This is a genomic window from Pseudoalteromonas sp. 2CM37A (assembly GCF_023161885.1).
GTDB lineage: Bacteria > Pseudomonadota > Gammaproteobacteria > Enterobacterales > Alteromonadaceae > Pseudoalteromonas > Pseudoalteromonas atlantica.
This window is the reverse complement of the sequence record NZ_JALNTJ010000011.1, coordinates 54792-73083: the sequence shown is the minus strand read 5'-3', so window position 1 is coordinate 73083 and position 18292 is coordinate 54792. Positions and strand designations below refer to the sequence as shown.

The 18292-nt window shown below is 41.2% G+C and carries 19 protein-coding genes and 1 pseudogene; 12 read left to right on the top strand and 8 right to left on the bottom strand.

Annotated elements, in window-relative coordinates:
* The first annotated feature begins 40 nt into the window (after window positions 1-40).
* The 6 genes from MTF68_RS17690 to MTF68_RS17665 all read left to right on the top strand — a co-directional run bounded on the left by MTF68_RS17690 (window position 41) and on the right by MTF68_RS17665 (window position 4900).
* The gene (locus tag MTF68_RS17690) at window positions 41-625 is read left to right on the top strand and encodes a glycosyltransferase (RefSeq protein ID WP_248463190.1); all 585 of its coding nucleotides are present in this window, start codon (window positions 41-43) and stop codon (window positions 623-625) included.
* Entirely contained in the window at window positions 622-1641 is a 1020-nt protein-coding gene (locus MTF68_RS17685; RefSeq protein ID WP_096042208.1) for a glycosyltransferase, read from the top strand. The genes MTF68_RS17690 and MTF68_RS17685 overlap by 4 nt, the downstream gene beginning before the upstream one ends.
* On the top strand, window positions 1638-2672 hold the full coding sequence (locus MTF68_RS17680; protein ID WP_248463189.1) for a glycosyltransferase: 1035 nt from the start codon (window positions 1638-1640) through the stop codon (window positions 2670-2672). The genes MTF68_RS17685 and MTF68_RS17680 overlap by 4 nt, the downstream gene beginning before the upstream one ends.
* Window positions 2656-3726 (top strand): glycosyltransferase, encoded by a 1071-nt coding sequence (locus MTF68_RS17675; protein ID WP_248463187.1) that lies wholly within the window; start codon window positions 2656-2658, stop codon window positions 3724-3726. The genes MTF68_RS17680 and MTF68_RS17675 overlap by 17 nt, the downstream gene beginning before the upstream one ends.
* Window positions 3716-4558, top strand: a complete 843-nt coding sequence (locus tag MTF68_RS17670; protein WP_162985982.1) for a galactosyltransferase-related protein — start codon at window positions 3716-3718, stop codon at window positions 4556-4558. Before MTF68_RS17675 ends, MTF68_RS17670 begins: the two co-directional genes overlap by 11 nt.
* 117 nt (window positions 4559-4675) lie before the next feature.
* The gene (locus tag MTF68_RS17665; protein ID WP_004588490.1) at window positions 4676-4900 is read left to right on the top strand and encodes a hypothetical protein; all 225 of its coding nucleotides are present in this window, start codon (window positions 4676-4678) and stop codon (window positions 4898-4900) included.
* On the opposite strand, the gene MTF68_RS17660 is transcribed toward MTF68_RS17665, so the two are convergent.
* Window positions 4897-6099, bottom strand: a complete 1203-nt coding sequence (locus MTF68_RS17660; RefSeq protein WP_240452945.1) for an MFS transporter — start codon at window positions 6097-6099, stop codon at window positions 4897-4899. The two genes, MTF68_RS17665 and MTF68_RS17660, sit on opposite strands and share 4 nt — an antisense overlap.
* A 101-nt stretch (window positions 6100-6200) precedes the next feature.
* On the opposite strand from MTF68_RS17660, the gene MTF68_RS17655 reads away from it, so the two are divergent.
* A complete protein-coding gene (locus MTF68_RS17655; protein ID WP_248463185.1) occupies window positions 6201-6983 on the top strand; it encodes a helix-turn-helix transcriptional regulator in 783 nt (260 codons plus the stop codon).
* 15 nt (window positions 6984-6998) lie between these two features.
* Here the strand turns inward: MTF68_RS17655 and MTF68_RS17650 are convergent, their stop codons facing one another.
* The 3 genes from MTF68_RS17650 to MTF68_RS17640 form a co-directional block, all read right to left on the bottom strand.
* A complete protein-coding gene (locus MTF68_RS17650; protein ID WP_248463184.1) occupies window positions 6999-9059 on the bottom strand; it encodes a TonB-dependent receptor in 2061 nt (686 codons plus the stop codon).
* Window positions 9060-9133: 74 nt separating this feature from the next.
* Window positions 9134-9790: a YoaK family protein gene (locus MTF68_RS17645; RefSeq protein ID WP_248463183.1), complete on the bottom strand. Its 657-nt coding sequence runs from the start codon at window positions 9788-9790 to the stop codon at window positions 9134-9136.
* Between the two features lie 11 nt (window positions 9791-9801).
* Window positions 9802-10494, bottom strand: coding sequence for a transporter substrate-binding domain-containing protein (locus tag MTF68_RS17640; RefSeq protein ID WP_248463182.1), 693 nt, complete (start codon window positions 10492-10494; stop codon window positions 9802-9804).
* 118 nt (window positions 10495-10612) lie between these two features.
* Between MTF68_RS17640 and MTF68_RS17635 the strand changes: the two genes are divergently transcribed.
* The 3 genes from MTF68_RS17635 to MTF68_RS17625 all read left to right on the top strand — a co-directional run bounded on the left by MTF68_RS17635 (window position 10613) and on the right by MTF68_RS17625 (window position 12403).
* Window positions 10613-10861 (top strand): TIGR03643 family protein, encoded by a 249-nt coding sequence (locus MTF68_RS17635; RefSeq protein ID WP_248463181.1) that lies wholly within the window; start codon window positions 10613-10615, stop codon window positions 10859-10861.
* 76 nt (window positions 10862-10937) lie between these two features.
* Window positions 10938-11300 carry a hypothetical protein gene (locus MTF68_RS17630; RefSeq protein WP_248463180.1) on the top strand — a complete coding sequence of 121 codons (363 nt, stop codon included), beginning with the start codon at window positions 10938-10940 and terminating at the stop codon, window positions 11298-11300.
* Between the two features lie 23 nt (window positions 11301-11323).
* Complete coding sequence (locus tag MTF68_RS17625; protein WP_248463179.1) at window positions 11324-12403, top strand: endonuclease/exonuclease/phosphatase family protein; 1080 nt, start codon at window positions 11324-11326, stop codon at window positions 12401-12403.
* A gap of 582 nt (window positions 12404-12985) precedes the next feature.
* On the opposite strand, the gene MTF68_RS17620 is transcribed toward MTF68_RS17625, so the two are convergent.
* The 3 genes from MTF68_RS17620 to MTF68_RS17610 form a co-directional block, all read right to left on the bottom strand.
* The gene (locus MTF68_RS17620) at window positions 12986-13348 is read right to left on the bottom strand and encodes an MmcQ/YjbR family DNA-binding protein (protein ID WP_096740067.1); all 363 of its coding nucleotides are present in this window, start codon (window positions 13346-13348) and stop codon (window positions 12986-12988) included.
* Between the two features lie 85 nt (window positions 13349-13433).
* Window positions 13434-13817: a hypothetical protein gene (locus MTF68_RS17615; protein ID WP_055254558.1), complete on the bottom strand. Its 384-nt coding sequence runs from the start codon at window positions 13815-13817 to the stop codon at window positions 13434-13436.
* A 444-nt stretch (window positions 13818-14261) separates the two neighbouring features.
* The gene (locus MTF68_RS17610) at window positions 14262-14864 is read right to left on the bottom strand and encodes a TetR/AcrR family transcriptional regulator (RefSeq protein ID WP_096740066.1); all 603 of its coding nucleotides are present in this window, start codon (window positions 14862-14864) and stop codon (window positions 14262-14264) included.
* Window positions 14865-15060: 196 nt separating this feature from the next.
* Between MTF68_RS17610 and MTF68_RS17605 the strand changes: the two genes are divergently transcribed.
* Both MTF68_RS17605 and MTF68_RS17600 read left to right on the top strand, forming a co-directional pair.
* Window positions 15061-15966, top strand: coding sequence for a haloalkane dehalogenase (locus MTF68_RS17605; protein ID WP_248463178.1), 906 nt, complete (start codon window positions 15061-15063; stop codon window positions 15964-15966).
* A 114-nt stretch (window positions 15967-16080) separates the two neighbouring features.
* Window positions 16081-16407: pseudogene (locus tag MTF68_RS17600) on the top strand (SDR family NAD(P)-dependent oxidoreductase); the annotation flags it as partial.
* A 440-nt stretch (window positions 16408-16847) separates the two neighbouring features.
* Here the strand turns inward: MTF68_RS17600 and MTF68_RS17595 are convergent.
* Entirely contained in the window at window positions 16848-18224 is a 1377-nt protein-coding gene (locus MTF68_RS17595) for an NAD-dependent succinate-semialdehyde dehydrogenase (RefSeq protein ID WP_055254734.1), read from the bottom strand.
* Window positions 18225-18292 lie beyond the last annotated feature (68 nt).

Sequence of the window (18292 nt, the reverse complement as noted above, 5' to 3'; positions counted from 1 at the left end):
TTAAAGCGGTTTTAAATAAAAATGTGGCTAAGGAAGAATAATGAAAAGCAAAAGATACTGTAAAACTGCCATTGTGTTAGTAACTTATCACTGCAATGAAGGTGTTATAGATCGGGTTAAAGAAATACAAAAATACGCCAGTAACTGCATCATAACCATTGTTGATAATTCAACGCAAAAGTACAAACAAAGGTATAACTTACGCCTAAGGTTAAAGGCGATTGACCCAAGCATTATTTATATTGATCACCAGCTAAACTGTCGGTTTGCGGCTTATAATGTGGGGCTGCAGGCTACGTTGAGTGACTTTGTGGTTTTTCGTACAGATGATGACGTATTTGATGAAAAGCACACTTTTAAACTAATAAACGAAGGCTTTGAAGAGGACTTTGTTTTTACTCCTTATTACTTTGATAACACAAAGAAAGTAGATCGCACCTATCAAAGGCCGCTGGAAAGCATAATATTTAAAAAAGATTCTTTATTAGAGTTTTTACCCTTTGAAACAGCGCCAAGCAGTGATTGGCAGTTAATGAAAAAAATGTTTACTGCAAAAAGCAAAAAGGAATCGCCATGGGTTCTTTTGTATAAAAAGCCGCACGGACGCGAGGAGCTTGCAGTATGAAACTTGCGATTATAGCTCACCCTCGATTTCCTATTAAATCGCCCTATGCTGGTGGGCTAGAAGCCTTTACTGGTGCACTGGTTGAATACTACCAATCAGTGTATGAGGTTACTTTGTATGCTCACCCAGACAGCGAGGTTAACTGTAATTTAAAATCGTTTCAGATAGATAACAGCCAATATCAACAATATCCCGATATAGTTGAAAACGATTTTATGCTCAAGGTAATGGCCGATATAACTAAAGAGCAGTTTGACGTAGTACATAATAACTCTCTTAATCCCATCCCCATATTGTGGGCCAGTAAACATAACATTCCCATGTTAACCACATTGCATACGCCGCCTTATTCAAAACTTAAAGCGGTTGTGGGGCTGGCTTCTTACTCGCCGTTTATACACTTCACCGCAGTGTCGCATTCTTTAGCTGAGGCGTGGAAGCCTTTTATAAACGATAAAGTAGAAGTTACTTACAATGGTATAGACCTTAAACGTTGGCAGGTAACAAAGAACCCTCAAGATTATGTGTTTACTTATGGCCGAATATTACCGAGTAAGGGCATTGATATAGCAATATCTACAGCGCAACAAATGGGTATTGCTATTAAATTTGCCGGCCCCATCGCAGATAAACACTATATGGATGATGTAGTACGGCCTTTGCTAAGACCCTGCGATAGCTATTTAGGGCATCTTGATCACCACAGTATTAAACTCCAATTAGCAAATGCCAAAGCTGCTGTATTTGGCACCCGCTGGGATGAGCCATTTGGGCTTTCTACTTTAGAAGCTATGGCAACAGGTACGCCAGTGGTGTCGTTTAATCGTGGTGCGTTTGCTGAAATAGTCAGTGAAGGGGCAGGCGTACTGGCTAAAGGTAATAACGTAAACAGTTTAGCTGCCGCGCTTGAAGCTTCTTTTTCGTTAAATAAAAATGATGTAATTAAAAGCGCGCGTAATTTCCCTATAGCTAAAATGTGCAGCGAATACAGCAATATATTAGGGAGAATTGCATGAGAATACTAATGGTCGCAAGCCCTATAGTTTCTTTGCGACAACCTTTTAAGGGGGGTACAGAGGCCTTTGTTGCTAATTTAGCTAACGCACTTTGTAAAAAAGGGCACACTGTTGATGTGTTGTGTAAAGACGCTGATGAAGAAAACGAGTTTAACATTTTACAGTTAGATGAATCCCCCCTGCGCATGAAAGACAACATAACCACAGAAGAAGAAGGCCAAAAACTGTATCAGGCCGCCCAGTTTGCGCTAATAGACAACTCGTATTACGACGTGGTGCATTACCACAGTTATTATCATGCGATTTATGATGTTGCATTACTGCACAATATAAAAAGCGTGATTACTTTACATGCCCCTGTATCACCAAAGCTTGGCTTAATACATAAGCTGCATAAAGCGCGTAGCGATCATCGTTATATAGCCGTGTCTAACCGGTTGTGTAAAGAGTGGGAGTCTCAGCTTGGTAGCGCAATTAAAGTGATTTCAAATGGTGTTACTATGCCCAAAAGTGAATGTGTACTAGAGGAAAATAAAACCCATGATTTGTTTTGGATGGGGCGTATTAACGCCGAAAAAGACCTAGTATCGGCGATTCAAATAGCGCAAAAGTTACAGCGCAATTTATCTATAGCTGGCCCCATTGAAGATGAAGAATATTTTAAAGCTAAAGTCGAACCCTTACTTACAGACTCCATTTGTTATTTAGGGCATTTAAAACATGATGAGTTATTTGCAGAGCTTACTAAATCTCGCTTATTTTTAGCCACCTCAAAGTGGCACGAACCTTTTGGCCTAACAACCATTGAAGCGCTTGCTCATGGCATACCGGTTGTAGGCTTTAAAACAGCCATACCCGAAGAATTGCGATTTTCTAATGTGTGCACCGCACTAAACAATGTGGATGAAGCTGTATCAGCCATTAAAAAGCTGGGCAAAATAACGCCGCAAGCGTGCCAATCATTTGCTAAAAACTTCGACTTTAACGTTACTGTTTCAAATTATGAGGCCGAATATGCAGCACTTATATGAGCCAAATTATGAGCCAAATTTACCGACTGTATTTTTTTATGTTCATCATCATGGCGCGGGCCACATTACACGTGCTGAGTTACTTATAAATAAGCTTCAAAATAGCTATAACGTAGTAGTGCTCTATGGCGATTTAAAAGTCAAAATGGCTTTAAATAAAGTGTGTAAGCAGAGCGTTTTTGAAAAGCTGCCTTCAAAATGGGTAGGGCAAAGCTCAGTGCAAAGGAGCTATAACGCAGCGTTTGAAGGAATAGAATATAGCGAAGCGCCACTTGAGCGCTCTATAACTTTTAACTTATTAGCGCAGCAATACAAACCGGTATTATTTATAAGTGATGTATCGGCCGAACTCACTATTATGGCCAGAAGTACCGGTATACCTGTTTTAATGCAGCGCCATTCGGGTGATATTAGTGGCGACCCTACTCAAGTGTTTGCCTATGAATGCGCGACTAAATTATACGCCCCGTACCCAAAGCAGTTAGAAACACCTCGCTACGGCTATTTTAATAAAACCCATTATTTGGGGTTTATATCAAAATACACAGGTGGTGAAAGCGCCTCAAAAACAGATTTTGGCAATCATATTACTTTGCTAATAACAGATGCCCGAAGAGCGGCATTAATTGCACGTGTACTTACTAATTACACAGATCACGTTGAGGTTATTGGCTGCCACGGCGAGCCTATAAAAGGAGTAACCTATAAAGGGATGGTGGCTAATATAAACCAAGCGATTACTGCAAGCGTTGTAGTTACAAGTGGTGGCAATAATGCAGTATCACAGTTGTTAGCACTGGGGAAAAAGCTGATTGTTATACCCGAAAACCGACCCTACCAAGAGCAAGATGAAAAAGCGCGTATGTTAGCTAAAAATAATCTTGCCGTGCATTTACCTTTTTCAGCGTTTTTACAGCAAAACAATGCCCTAATAGAGGCCGCATTAATTGATGCAAGAAAAACCCAAATGAGTAAAACACAAATAATAAGTGATACAGATCAGTTTATTAGCGAATTTATTGCGTTAGTTGAGGAGGTTGCAATTGAGCCATAAATTTTCAGTCGTTACTATTGTAAAAGGGCGTCACCAGCAACTTGCTAACCTTATTCATAGTATAGAAAATAGTACGCTGCGCCCAACCGATATGGTGGTGGTGTGGATGGATGAAAAAAACAGCCACAATGTTACCCCAAGCACGTCTTTTTTAACCAAAAATGTATATATGCAAAGCACAGGTTTACCCCTTGCTAAAGCGCGTAATACTGGAGTTAAAAATGCCCAGCAAAATAACGTTATATTTATAGACGTAGACTGTATTTGCTCCCCCACACTTTTTGAAAACTTACTGACTAAATTAACCCATAAATTAGTGGTAAGTGCCAAGGCAAAGTATTTACCGTATGTGCCTTGTAATGGTAACTACGAGCTATTAGTGGAGGAGGCTGTTGATCATCCAAAACGCAAAAACCTGCCTATAAACGAAAATGTAGATTTTTTAACTTTTTGGTCTTTAATTTTTGCGATTAATAAACGTGACTTTAATAAAGTGAATGGCTTTGATGAGCAATTTATTGGTTACGGCGCTGAAGACACCGACTTTGCTATGCAGTGTAAAGTTAACAACATAAAGCTTAATTACATTGATGATTGGGTTCTGCACCAATACCACGACAAGTTTACGCCTCCTATAAACTACGCCGAAGATATTTGTAATAACGCCAACACCTTTGCAAAAAAATGGCAGTTTTTACCTATGTTTGGTTGGCTAAAAAAAATGGCCGTTATGGATATAGTTAAAATTGACGAAAAGAGCCACAGCGTTAAATTTTTAAAAAAACCGACCCGCGATGAGATAGAAGCATGTCGCTCTACCTCGCCGTACTAAATAAGGTGCGCTACATGCTAAAAGCTAAACAGCATAAAATGATAAGCAAAGATTATTAATTGAAATTTTTTTAACCAAATGACTGTCTATTTATAAGACAGTCATTTGGAGAAAAATATGTGTAGTTCACCGAAAAGTAGCCGAGCAGTTAAAAAGTCAGCCATTAACTTTAATGACGAACTAACCCAAGAGCAGCGTTTGCGTTTTGCTGCAAAAGCTAATTTAGCACAGCTGCGCCGCGAGCAACGTCAAGCCGCTAATAAGCGCTTTGAGCAAAAGCATCGCCCCGCTAAAAAGCCAGCAACGGGCTTGTTTTCATGGTTACAGCAGCTAGTAAGTTAACTATTATTAAGCGTGGTGTTTTTGCCGCTAAACCATCCACATGTAGCACATAACACACCTGCACCTGCACATAACCAAAGCGGCGCACTCCAGCTGCCGGTACTTGTATGTAGCGCCCCAGCTACCATAGGGCCAATAGCCGCCAACAAATAGCCAATACTTTGTGACATACCCGAAAGCGAAGCCGCTTGCGTGGAGTTATCGGTACGTAAGCTAATAAACGACAGTCCTAAAATAAAACACGCCCCCGAGCTAAAGCCAAGTAGTAGTGTCCACACTAATGCAAAGCTTGGCATATAAAGTAGCCCTAGCGCACAGCACGCACTCAGTGATGCAAGTATAAAGCTAAGCGCACTTTGATCTTTTAATTTTCCTAGTAAAGGTATAAGCACAAGCCCAGGTATGGCGGTCGCAATTTGAAAAGCACCATGATACGCGCCTGCTTGCGTTGCGCTTTGGCCCGCTTCGGTGAGTATGCTAGGCAGCCAAGTAATAATGATGTAATTTAAAAATGAATTTAGCCCCAGTAACAAGGTAATTTGCCAAGCAAGTAGGTAGCGCCATACGCTTTTGTTAAGTGTTGAGGCCTGTGCTGTTTGTGCCGGTTTTGTGTGTTTATTTAATTGCGCCATCCACACAATTAAAGTGGTAATTGTAATCAGTGCACTTGCCCCTAATGCAAACTGCCAGCCTAACCCTTCATATTGGCTAAGCGGATAAACTAATGCTGAAAAACCACCCGAGGCAATGCCCATAGTGAGTACATAAGCAGAGGTCATTACCGCCACTTTTGCCGCAAAGTCGCGTTTTATTATACTTGGTAGCAATACGTTAGCTATGGCAATACCTGCGCCTATTATGGCTGTGCCTACAAATAGCATAATGGATGAATTAACCACCCGTGCGGCAATACCCAGTAATATTAAAAATACAGCAAAAAACAATGTCCGCTCAAGCCCTTGGCGTTTAGCCAGGCTTGCAGCCATAGGCGATATAATGGCAAAGGCAATTAGCGGTAAGGTGGTAATAAAGCCTGCTTGCGAAGCGGTTAAATTAAAATGCGCAATTATTTGTTCAAGTACAGGGGCAACCCCTGTAAAAGGCGCACGTAAATTGGCAGCAATAAGTAAAATACCTATTACAAGCAATACGCTTGAAAAGCGCGACATACCAGCATTACTGTGAGGTGTTTGAGTCATTATTACAAAATAAGTTAGCTAATTATTGGCGCTAGTATAAACAAATCAGCAGTATTATAATTTAGCTATACTGACATTAAATAACTAAAAACTGACAAAATATGTTTGAGCCTAAAGGGTGGGGATACCTACAAAACTACGAGCACATGGTACAGCCTATAATTGCCAAAGTAGATACCGCACAAGGCAGTAAAGAATACCCGTTACACACTCACCCTAAGGGGCAGCTAATTTTAGCGCTTGATGGTTATGTAACCTGCGAAGCGGCTAACAAAATGTGGATGGTGCCAACGCACAGCGCTATTTGGGTACCTGCAAACACCTTACATAGCAATCGCGCATCTGATAACGCCAAATTATGTTTTGTATTTATTGATGCTAATAAGCACGGCATGCCACAGCATACCTGTACATTAGCAATAACGGGGCTGGTAAAAAGTTTAATGCTAAAACTAGCAAGCGAACACCAAGCCTATAATGAAGACTCTAAAACAGCACGCTTAGCTCAGGTACTGTTTGATTTATTAATTGAAATGCCCGCCCAGCCGCTTGACTTTGTGTTATCTAAGCATACGGTTATTCAAGCAATGGGGCAGCAGTTACTCGCACAGCCAAATAATCGTAAAACCCTTGCGCAATGGGCACACGATTTTGCTTTAACCGAACGTACGTTGGCACGGCTTATAAAAAAGCAAACCGGTATGACCTTTGGTAAGTGGCGAATGCAATTACATATAATTACAGCGCTGCAGGCACTATCAGATGGACAAAGTGTACAGCAAGTGTCGGCATTATTGGGGTACGAATCGGTGAGTGCGTTTATAACTATGTTTAAAAAGGTAATGGGAAAATCGCCCACTAAATATATGGGCGACTTAAATTAACCTTTATACATGGTTTTACCACGTGTACGTAGCTGAAAGCATGGCGTTACGCGGTTTACCAGGGAAGTACCTATCGTCAGTAAAGCTGGTGTAATCAGCACGCTCTGCATAAGCTTCATCGGTAAGGTTAATTATACGTGCAAGCACTTCTAAATTATTGGTAACTTGCCACTTTGCACGCAAGCTTAAAATATCATGCCCCTCGTAGCTATGTAGGTTTTCTGGGTCGGTATAGTAACTACTTACGCTATGCCATTGCAGTGCAAGCGCTAGGTTATTAAAGGTTTGCCAGGTTAAATCAAGGTTAGCCACATTGCGAGGCGCGGTGTCTACGTTGTTACCGTTTATATTTAGCCCATTAATTAACTGATTATTGGTATACGTGTGCTTTGCATGTGTACCTGCAAATTGTAAGTTAAGCGTTTTGCTTAATGCATAATCTACTTCAAGCTCAATACCTCTGTGACGTGAACTGCCATCATTAACGTTAAAGAAGTCGCTATCGCGATAAATAGTATTGTGTTTGCTCATAGCATACACAGCCAATGCGTAACTTACATTGCTGTAATATCCTTTTAAGCCAAGCTCGACATTATTGGCTATTTCGGGGTTTAAATCGGCGGTGGTTTGCTCGCGTTGTAATTGGTAAAGCTCTGCCGCTTGCGGCGCTCGGTAGCCACGGGAAAAGTTAGCGTATAGCGTATTATTTTTGTTGGCCTTGTAGCTCACGCCAAATTTAGGTGAGGTATTGCTAAAGCTATTTTTACCATTGGCTGGGCGGCTATAACGGCAACCGCCAAAACCACATTCTGTGCCGTCTTCTGTTGTGCGCCCTGTGAGCATATTATTAGTGTAATCGTACTGCATATGCTCATACCTGAGGCCGGCGCTAATAAACCATTTATTTAATTGCCACTCAACTGATGCAAACGGCGCATACAGGGTTGCGTTTACATCGTAATCGTAGTGTTTGCCTTGCGGTACTGTGGCTACTAAAAATGCAGAGCCTTGAGTTGGCTCGCTTTGACTTTGAGTAAAGTCGCTGCGGGTGTATTCGCCATCAAGCCCTAGGTTTACTTTTACATTACTTTGCAAGTTATGTTGATAAAGCGATTGCACACCTATGCCTGTTTGACTGTTGGTTTCAAGCGGGGTACCAGGTAAAAAATGCTTAAAAAAGTCCATGCTTTGGTCGCGCACATAAGGCGTAATAGAAAGCACATTGCCGTTTTTTAATTGCCACTGGGCGTTGCTCCACGCTCTAAATGAGCGGGCTTTTCTAAATGCATCGGGGTCAAAGTTTTGCTGTGCTATGTCTTCGTTTTTATAGCTTTCAAAACCCGTAATAAAGCCCGCAGTGTGCTGATCTAAATTTGTGTATGTAAGGCCAGAGGTAAGTAATAGGTTTGAGCGCTCAAAACGATGACGAATATTTATTTTTTGCTGTTTAACGCTTTCATCATCACGGTAACCAGTATCGTCGGTAACACTGGCGTTTATGCCAATACCACTGTTGCCGTAGTCTTGCCCAGCGCGAAGCTTATAACGGGCATATCCGTATGAGCCATAATCAAGCCCGACTAATCCACCGCCTTGGGTGGTATCGGGCGTTATTACATTAATAACACCATGCACAGCATTTGAGCCATAAAGTGCAGAGCCGGGGCCTTTGAGTACTTCTATGCGCTGCGCCATTTCACTATGCGCTTCAAAAAGCTCGTTAATATTACAAAAGCCTGCAGCACGCAGTGGAATGCCATCTTCAAGGGTTAGTATGCCGCCACAGGCTGCCGCGCCCGAAAGCACCGGCGAGCGAAGGGCCGGTAGGTATTCTTGCCCATTTCCGCGCTGTACGTTAGCACCTGCAATACGTTGTAACGACTCTTCAACATGAGTAGGCGCAATGCTATTTAACTGCGCTTCAGATAAGGTACTAATAGTAAGCGGGTAGGGGGTAGCCAGTGCTTCTGTACGTGATGCGGTGGTTGTTATGGTTTCTATTGCATCATCGTTTTTATTATCAGCAATTGCAACGTGGCTGAGAGGCAATAACAGCGGCAAAATATAAGGTTTCATACATTCCTTTAAGGTGAGTAACGCTTTATTAACGCCATGGTAAGGTGTTTTAAACAGTTTTTAAACCGGTTGCGTTAAAGTGCGCGTATTCTATATACCCGATAAGTTAGCGATAATATAAAGCAAGCCCCAGCGGGCACGGTTAAAGCAAGTAGGGCTAAGTGCTCATAAAGCATAAACCCGCACACTCCACCTAATAAAAAGCCGGCAATAATAAGTATAAATATTACGCCTTTGCGGGTATCAAAGGGTTCACCTTTTAGCGCTTTGCCTATCATTAAACCTAGGTCGGTAAAAATACCGGTTAAATGAGTGGTGCGCACTACTGCGCCGCTGTAGTTAGTGGCAAGGGCATTTTGTAAACCACAGGCGGCAGAGGCAAGCGTAATGCCATAAACATGGGCGCGGCTGAGTAAATAGGTGCTTAAAAGCAGTAATAGGCCTTCAATAAATAATAGGGTGTCGTAATGGCGTCCCAGCTTTAACGAGCCGCCGGTAAGTAAAAAACCAGAAAGGGCAGAGCCAAGCATAAAGCTTAAAATTATACTCATTAGTAGTAACGCAGCAGAGGTACTGCTCATTAGTTTTATACCAAGTAAAGTAACACTACCGGAAAGGTGAGAAATAGCCTGATGCTCAAACCCTAATAACCCAATAGCGTTAACAATGCCAGCAATAAAGGCGAGTGTAAACGCGCCGTACTCAACCCATTTTGGTAATTTAGTTAACATTGCCTACCTTATTAATGCACACCGAATTGTGCTTTATAGCGCTTTATTTGCTCATCAACGAGTGCGGTGTCGAGCATGCCGTGCTTAAAAGCAATATAAACAGGTAGGGCGTAGCCTTCAAGCTGCTTAGCATATATGTTTTTATAGCCTTTTGAGTACCATAAACCGGCTTGATAATTAGTTATTGCGTAGTCAACACGCTGTTTATTAAGCAAATCAAACGTGGCTTTAGTGGAGAGTGAATGCATAAAGTTGCTTTGTTTAATATTATATTCTTTTGCCAGTACACTGGGTAATTTAACGCCTCTTAGCATAGCAATGCGTGAATTTGATAAGTCATTATTAAGGGTTGCTTTTTCTGTGCTAAATAAACCAAATTGAGTGGTGTGTAGCGGCTCAGTGGTAAATTCTAAATATTGCGCACGCTCGGTATTATTAGCCAACGCAAAGTAACAATCGTAGTAACCTAACGTCATTTCTTTTTTAATGCGTGCCCACGGTAAATGCACCACCTCAATGTTTAAATTTAAATTACGCTCTATAAAAGCTAAATAGTCTATGTCTATGCCCGTAAAGGTATGTGTTTCATCGTCATAAATTGTAAAAGGCGGGTAATGGGTAGTTGCACAGCGCAGCGTTTTATTAGGCGCTGCTAATAATAGCGAAGAAAAACTAAAAGCTAAAAGCAGCAGTAATGTGCGCATAAATGTAAATCCGATTTTTTCTTATGTTAGTGTGTTTATTATACAGCGATATTCGGTTTTGAGGGGATGATCTATGTATTTTTTCTTCTCGTATAAGTTTAAATTTTAAGAGATAACCATGTTTAACACAGAGCAGCAATCGCGAATTATAGAAATGGCGTGGGAAGACAGAACCCCCTTTGAGGCTATAGAGCAGTTATACGGGCTTAATTATTCACAGCTGGTATTGTTTATGCGAGAGCATATTTCAAAGGGGAGTTTTAAAGTGTGGCGCAAACGCCACGCAGGGCGTAAAACCAAGCATTTAAAACTGCGAGACCCAGCCATAATGCGCAGCCATTGCAAAACACAGTACAAGCCAAGATAAATAGCTGCTTGCAGTTTCATATGATGTTCAGGCGTGTTTGATAATCTTTAGCTATTAACATTATTAGAGATTATTTATGAAAGCGTTTTTATATACGGTTGTTTTAGCGGGTGCCTTGGTTAGCGTTAATGCACAGGCAAAGCCCGACAAAGACAATCACGGCCATAAAAATGGTCACCGTAAACATCAGCAGCACAACCATAAAAGCAGTAAGAAACTATCTAAAAAGCAGCAAAAAAAGTTAGTGCGTGCTGGGTGGACGCCACCAGGGTTAAGTAAGCGTTACCATAGAGGCGATTACCTAGACCGCAATATATATAAACAAGGCCGCGTTATTGAACGTTCTAGAGAGAATGGTACAGTAAGTATAAAAATAGACAGTACAGTTATACACATGGTGCACGATACCCGAGAAATACTTTCAATTTTAACTCGTTAAGTACAATTTATAAGGATATTTAAATGCTCATTGCACTGGCTATAATCATTGGCTTTTTTTTATTAGTGACCTTATTACCTATGTCGTACAGTCAGCACTACTTAGTGCGCAGCTGCGACTTCGTTCGACTACAGGTATTTTATATAGCCAGCGCTGTTGCAATTATATCGTTTTATTTACTGGGGCAAAGCGGCAATACCGGGTATTTGTATACTGCTTTAACCGCATTACTAACCATGGCATTACAAGGTAAGTGGATATTTCCTTACACTTGGCTTGCTAAAAAAGAAGTTAAAACGGCCTCAGTGAGCGAAGATCACAGTGTTAGAATCATGTCGGCTAATGTGCTTATGTCAAACCACAATAGTGAGCAACTAATCTCACTGGTTGATAAACATCAGCCCGACTTATTAATTACCCTTGAAAGCGACAGCTGGTGGGAAAATAAATTAGCTGTTCTTAAAAAAAACTACCCCTATTATATTGAATGCCCTAAAGACAACCGCTACGGCATGCATTTATACAGTAAATTTAAAATACTTGATGCGCAAATATGTGAGCTCATTGAAGATGATATTCCTTCAATTCATATCCTGTTCGAAAACAATGAAGGCCTTGAAATGCAAGGGCACTTTATACACCCCGCGCCACCAAGCCCCACTGAAGAAGACTCATCGCGCCCACGTGACTCAGAGCTAATAATGGTCGCTAAAGCACTTAAAAAGCCAACACGCCCGACCATTGTCGCCGGTGATTTAAACGACGTAGCATGGTCGCGCAGCACCCGTTTATTTATGCAAATAAGTGGTTTTTTAGACCCACGTAAAGGCCGTGGCTTTTATAACACCTTTCACGCAAGTTACTTTTTTATGCGCTGGCCGCTTGATCATTTATTTCACAGCCAAGGCTTTAAAGTAAAGCGCATTAAGCGCCTTGCTAAATATGGCTCTGATCATTTTGCACTACTTACCGAGCTGGTGTATGAAAACGCCAAGCAGCATTCATTAGAAGATAAATCAGACGAGCTTAAGCAAGAAGAGATACAAGAGCTTGCTATGAGCAAAGCCGATAAGCGAAAAGTGCCAAGGTTTGAGGAGGGCTAGCTGTTAGCTATTAGTTTTTAGCTGTTAGTTGAATACGTTTTAACTTGAACGCTCAGGTTTAATCCATGATATTTCTTCAGACTTGATAACTTCATCAGACAGTGTAGGTCGGATAAGCGAAGCGCCATCCGACACAGTAAAATACCTTACCAATTATAATCAATATTTATGTTGTTGAGTGCCTCATGGCGTGAAGCTACCTTCCAGGTTTAACTCATTTCTGCCCTTTTCGAGTTAGCAAATTGCATATTTTGCAAATTGGTTTTGCTCCATTATGAGTTTGCGCAACAGAATAGTATGTTTTTCATTCAGGAATACGCCCTACAATTACTAATGAGGAGCTTGTAAAACAGCTTTCTGATTGATGTGTTCACATCAAGCTCTTAACCTTACGACTCTCGTGAAATTGCAAGTATAAGCGGGTAAATTAGATATACCGATCCAGTTTCGTGGTTCGGCTTCTTCTTGAAATACGACCAATGACAGAAGTGTTACACGCATAGTCTAACAGTTGATGTACACAATTAATCCACAAGCAACTCTATCGAGCTATTATGGTTAGATCGCCCAAGTGCATGTATATCATTGAGGTAAGCCAAGCGTTGCTTGTTTTCGTTTACTTAGTGCAGAGGAGACTATTCGATAGGATTCAGACAGGTAATACTTCAGCTCTTCATCAAGTTTCCCGTCGGTATCGGTTTGCTGGATCCATTTCATCCCTCGACTAGCAAAGTATGGAGCAGGACGGTAGCCATCATGGTTACATAAAAACTCATAATTCAGGTTCGATGCTTTGAATGTGTATGCTGTCGTGCCTCCTTTTAAAGTAAAGCCAATCGCATACACCTTTCCCCCCACCTTCCACACATGTGAGTTTCCCCATTGCATGACATAGGTTGAGGATTTTAAAGCTTCACAAAATTGATTGAATTCATCGTGTTTCATACCCCTGTATTCCTTATCTGATGCTTTTTAAGCTACTTAGCTCACTTTAGCTACATTGGCTTTATAAGTGAAAAAGCGAAAGCTTTTAAGAAGCGGACTTTCCTAAAATCAGAGACATAACTGGAATCCCCGTTATTTTTGAACTTCCGATTATGTAGATTGTGGCAGCGAGCAGATCCATTAATGAAATAGGAATAAATGCCATTGGCGCGATACCAAGCAGAGCGGCATAGCTGACAACGAAGAAGCCAAAAAGTCGAACAAGGCCATTCCACACAATTATAGGAGCACGCCTAGGTAAGTCTGAGACAGCCCAAAGTAATGCTGCCCCGATACTTATAAAGAACGAAGCGAGCACAAGAGTAACAATGAATGAACTTGGCTTAGGAGAAAGAAGCTCAGGGATCATGATCCCAATCGCGACAGGAAAATTAAAAATGGCGGTAATTTGTACAAATTTCTTAAACATATTCCTACTCAATCATTTGAATGTATCGGTTGACTAGGACTTATTTTGTAGTGATCAGTAAGTAATGTCAATATTTTTTAGCGATAACTACAGAATAGGTTTCACCCCTTATCCTCGTTGCAAATCAATCACACAGACTGCATGAAGAATTCGCTTATGATCTGTCATTTACCAGAACAACAAAAAAAGAGTTTGCCAACTTACAACAAGACTCAAACGGCGATACTCACCATAACAATAAGCGACACAAACTCCTTTACCTTTTCTCTCCCCAATCAAATGAAAGGGTTGTTCGAACTAATTCTGCATCGTTCACTAAAAAATATTTAGTTATAGCTTTGACATTACTTAGTGATCGATACGGAATGTTCACCCTGGCGTGGTTGCAACAGATATGGCAGATATTACTGGTTTAAGTGAAATGGCATCGTCACCACAATAGTATTACTGACCGCTGCTCGTCTGTATCGAATTGAGTGCGTAGTCCATGACCGATTCTGCAACTTGCTGTGACTCACCCGCTCGAATCTGAGTAGAAAGCCCATAAAGAACCGATAGCAGGTATTTTGTCTGCAGTTCTGCGGTCTCTGACTCAGTTATTACACCCTCAGACTCGATCAAGGTAGTGATCAAGTTTTGGGTTTTCAATCCAAATTGATTGATGTACACCGTAGCTTCTTCAGGAAAGGCAACGCTGTCAGACTCATTGACGCTTTTTACTAATAAACACCCCAGCGGGGTATCAGCACCTGAAAACTCTTGAATCAACTCATAGAAACACGCTCGTAACCTTTCTATGAAAGGCGCGTCTGAAGGCTCTGTGATATGGCGATAACACGGGTCACTATATTGCGTGATGTAATGCACGATCACTTCTTTGAATAGCTTCTCTTTGTTGCCAAAAGCAGCATACAAGCTAGGCGTATTGATCCCAAGCTCTGAGGTTAAATGCGCCACAGATGTAGCTGCATAACCGTTGTTCCAAAATATGCGCATTGCCTTATCGAGTGCGATCTCTCTGTCAAACGCTCTTTTTCTTCCGGCCATTACCGATGGTGCTCCTACCTAAAGTATATTGATCGATAACTATTTTGTAGTATTCACTAAAAAATGTCAATTTCGTTGTTGACTTGCTTTATCGATCGGTACAGAATGCATTCATACAATATGTATCGATCACTACAAAATATTAATGACCGTGCAGACGATTTTATGAATACTAACCAATCTGTAGGAAAAAATAATGACGATTAAAGCATTAAGAACACCAGAAGAACGTTTTTCAGTACTCCCTGCGTTTCCTTATCAACCTAATTATGTTGATGATCTCGGGGGATATGAATCGCTGCGAATGGCGTATATTGATGAAGGTGATAAAGACTCGGAATACACGTTTCTTTGTTTGCACGGTGAACCAACATGGAGTTATCTATATCGTAAAATGATCCCAGTTTTTACTGCTGCAGGTCATCGTGTTGTTGCCCCTGATTTATTCGGCTTTGGCCGCTCAGATAAGCCTATTGAAGACTCTGTGTACAACTTTGAGTTCCACAGAAACAGTCTAATTCAATTAATTGAACACTTAGATCTTAAAAATATTGTGTTGGTTTGTCAGGATTGGGGCGGGTGCCTTGGTTTGACGATACCAATGGATATGCAAGATCGTTTCAAAAAACTTATTGTGATGAACACTACTATCTCAAATGGTGAACCGCTGGCCGAAGCCGCATTACAGTGGATGGCTTTTAATGAAACAATTTCAGAATTACCAGTAGCAGGGATCATAGCATGTGATGCTGGAGCAGCTGTCAATGTGATGGACGCAATTGCGTATGATGCGCCATTCCCTGACAAAAACTACAAAGTTGGCGTGAAACGATTCCCACAGATGATCCCAACGAATGCTGATGATGATGCGGTGAAGTATGGACTTCGTGCGATTGAGTTCTGGTCAAATGAATGGAGCGGTGAAAGCTTCATGGCGATAGGAATGAAAGATGCAATCTTAGGTGAGGCCGCCATGATGCAACTTAAAGCGGTTATCAAAGGTTGTCCTGAGCCAATGAAAATTGAAGAAGCTGGTCACTTTGTTCAAGAGTATGGTGTTGAAATAGCAGAGCAAGCTCTTGCTTCATTTACTATGAGTTAGTTGTACTCATTCAAACCTGACAGTTGTCTATAACTCGACTCGGCATCTGTCAGGTGATATCTGAAAACCAACCTCTATATATTTATCCTATCCCCAATGAATAAAGTCTTGATCATAAGCATTTCCTCTGTTGCAGGTCATAAAGTTTCGCCAGCGAGCAGTGTGTATGCAGATACTAAATTTGCCGTTCGTGCAATTAGTCAGGGGCTACGTATGGAGGTGGGTCGTAATATTCGCACAACTGTCATCTCACCTGGACTCATTGATTCTGAACTTAAACATGGCACCTCAGAAGCAACGAGCTCTCAATTTGTGAATGAGGTGTATAACGATGCCATTTCAGCGACGTCTATCGCTAATGCTGTCACTTATGTGATTGAACAGCCTAACGATGTTGATGTTAACGAGATTGTATTGCGCCCTACAGTACAAGAATTTTAACTGGCACTAACAGTATGTGCGGTCGATATGACGTGTGTCGACCATGATCTGTTGTAATGGATGAGTAATTTTGGACACCTGATTAGAGGTTTGCAATACCTTAGGCAATCCATGGGCTGCTAATTTAGAAGAAGTACTGACACAGTTCTGTCCAAAAACGAGTTTACTGACCGTTTGCTCACCACTTTTACCTGCCTAGCTAAGCCAGGTTGTCTAAATTCTATGCTCAGTATTAGTCAATTGACAGCTTTGTTTTTGATTTCTCTCACAGTGTTTACGGTTTTAAATACACTTGTTGTATAGATCTATTCGTGCATAAAACCATGCAGATTCGTCCATAAAAAAGCCTAAAAGTGATTGCTCACCTTTAGGCTTAATAATATTTTTTAAAATACGTATAAATATTCTTTAAATACGTGTATTTAACGTGTGTAGCTAAATTAGCTATTGATCATAATACATTTGATATTCACAAATTCGCGCATACCAAAGCCGCCGTGCTCTCGGCCGTAACCACTTTCTTTAACACCACCAAACGGTAGGTTTGGTTGGGCAAGGCCGTAACCGTTAATATTGATCATACCGGTATCAAAGTGCTTTTTAGCCAGTTCAATGGCTTTTTTCTCATCTTTAGAGAAAATACCACCGCCTAAACCATAGCGAGAGTCGTTGGCGATGCGCATTGCATCGTCGTTGTCTTTAGCTTTAATTAGCGAGGCTACAGGGCCAAATAACTCGTCATCGTATGCTGGCATGCCCGGCGATAAATTATCAAGAATAGTCGGTGGGTAGTAGTAACCTGTTTGCGATGGCACTTCACCGCCTGTGACTACATTTGCACCTGCTTCAACAGATTGCATTACTTGGTCGTGAATTTTATCACGTAAATCTTCACGAGCCATTGGGCCTAAATCGGTATCTTCGGCCATTGGGTCGCCCATTTTTAATGCTTCAAATTGCGCTTTAATTTTTTCTTTAAAGTCATCATATAATGACTCTACAACCACAAAGCGTTTTGCCGATACACAGGTTTCGCCGTTATTGATCATGCGCCCTGTAACACAGGTTTCAACAGCAAGGTCTAAATCTGCATCATCAAGTACTAAGTAGGCATCGTTACTGCCAAGCTCAAGCACTGTTTTTTTAACGTATTTACCTGCTTCCTCAGCTACTTTTTTACCGGTAGCGTCACTGCCTGTAAATGTTACGCCACTGATTGCTTTGTGTGAAATAAGCGCGCTGGCAGTTTTGCCATCAATAAGTAAGTTGCTAAAGCAATATTCAGGGAAGCCCGCTTGTTTAAACAGGGTATCGATTTTCTCTGCCATACCAAATACGTTACCGGCATGTTTAAGTACGGTGGTGTTACCGGCCATAATGTTAGCAGCACTGTAACGAATTACTTGGTAAAGCGGGAAGTTCCAAGGCTGAATACCTAATAAAACGCCCGTTGGTTGGTAGCTAACAATAGCGCGGCCGCCATCCATATCGCGCTCTTCATCGCCAAGTACTTGTGGGCCGTTTTCGGCTGTGTAACGACAAATACCAGCGCACAGTTCAATTTCTTGAAAACCTTGCTCGTACACTTTACCCATTTCTTCGGTCATTAGCTTAGCAATGGCTTCTTTTTGATCTTCAAATAAAGAGGCTAGTTTATTTAAATACTTAGCACGCTCGGTAAATGAGGTTTGGCGCCATTTTAAATATGTTTCGTGAGATTTTTCGACTACTTGCTCTGCTTCCTCTTGAGAAAGCAGCGTGTAGGTATCAATGGTTTGTTCAGTTGCGGGGTTGATTGTTTTAACTGTGTTACTCATTTTTATCTCCTTACAAATTAGTTATCAGTAAGGGTGCAAACACAAAGCCAGTTTGTTTTATAAAGTAA

Coding starts and splice junctions, on each gene's coding strand:
- MTF68_RS17690 (WP_248463190.1), top strand. CDS start 41: ATGAAAAGCAAAAGATACTGTAAAACTGCCATTGTGTTAGTAACTTAT.
- MTF68_RS17685 (WP_096042208.1), top strand. CDS start 622: ATGAAACTTGCGATTATAGCTCACCCTCGATTTCCTATTAAATCGCCC.
- MTF68_RS17680 (WP_248463189.1), top strand. CDS start 1,638: ATGAGAATACTAATGGTCGCAAGCCCTATAGTTTCTTTGCGACAACCT.
- MTF68_RS17675 (WP_248463187.1), top strand. CDS start 2,656: ATGCAGCACTTATATGAGCCAAATTATGAGCCAAATTTACCGACTGTA.
- MTF68_RS17665 (WP_004588490.1), top strand. CDS start 4,676: ATGTGTAGTTCACCGAAAAGTAGCCGAGCAGTTAAAAAGTCAGCCATT.
- MTF68_RS17660 (WP_240452945.1), bottom strand. CDS start 6,099: ATGACTCAAACACCTCACAGTAATGCTGGTATGTCGCGCTTTTCAAGC.
- MTF68_RS17655 (WP_248463185.1), top strand. CDS start 6,201: ATGTTTGAGCCTAAAGGGTGGGGATACCTACAAAACTACGAGCACATG.
- MTF68_RS17650 (WP_248463184.1), bottom strand. CDS start 9,059: ATGAAACCTTATATTTTGCCGCTGTTATTGCCTCTCAGCCACGTTGCA.
- MTF68_RS17645 (WP_248463183.1), bottom strand. CDS start 9,790: ATGTTAACTAAATTACCAAAATGGGTTGAGTACGGCGCGTTTACACTC.
- MTF68_RS17640 (WP_248463182.1), bottom strand. CDS start 10,494: ATGCGCACATTACTGCTGCTTTTAGCTTTTAGTTTTTCTTCGCTATTA.
- MTF68_RS17635 (WP_248463181.1), top strand. CDS start 10,613: ATGTTTAACACAGAGCAGCAATCGCGAATTATAGAAATGGCGTGGGAA.
- MTF68_RS17630 (WP_248463180.1), top strand. CDS start 10,938: ATGAAAGCGTTTTTATATACGGTTGTTTTAGCGGGTGCCTTGGTTAGC.
- MTF68_RS17625 (WP_248463179.1), top strand. CDS start 11,324: ATGCTCATTGCACTGGCTATAATCATTGGCTTTTTTTTATTAGTGACC.
- MTF68_RS17620 (WP_096740067.1), bottom strand. CDS start 13,348: ATGAAACACGATGAATTCAATCAATTTTGTGAAGCTTTAAAATCCTCA.
- MTF68_RS17615 (WP_055254558.1), bottom strand. CDS start 13,817: ATGTTTAAGAAATTTGTACAAATTACCGCCATTTTTAATTTTCCTGTC.
- MTF68_RS17610 (WP_096740066.1), bottom strand. CDS start 14,864: ATGGCCGGAAGAAAAAGAGCGTTTGACAGAGAGATCGCACTCGATAAG.
- MTF68_RS17605 (WP_248463178.1), top strand. CDS start 15,061: ATGACGATTAAAGCATTAAGAACACCAGAAGAACGTTTTTCAGTACTC.
- MTF68_RS17595 (WP_055254734.1), bottom strand. CDS start 18,224: ATGAGTAACACAGTTAAAACAATCAACCCCGCAACTGAACAAACCATT.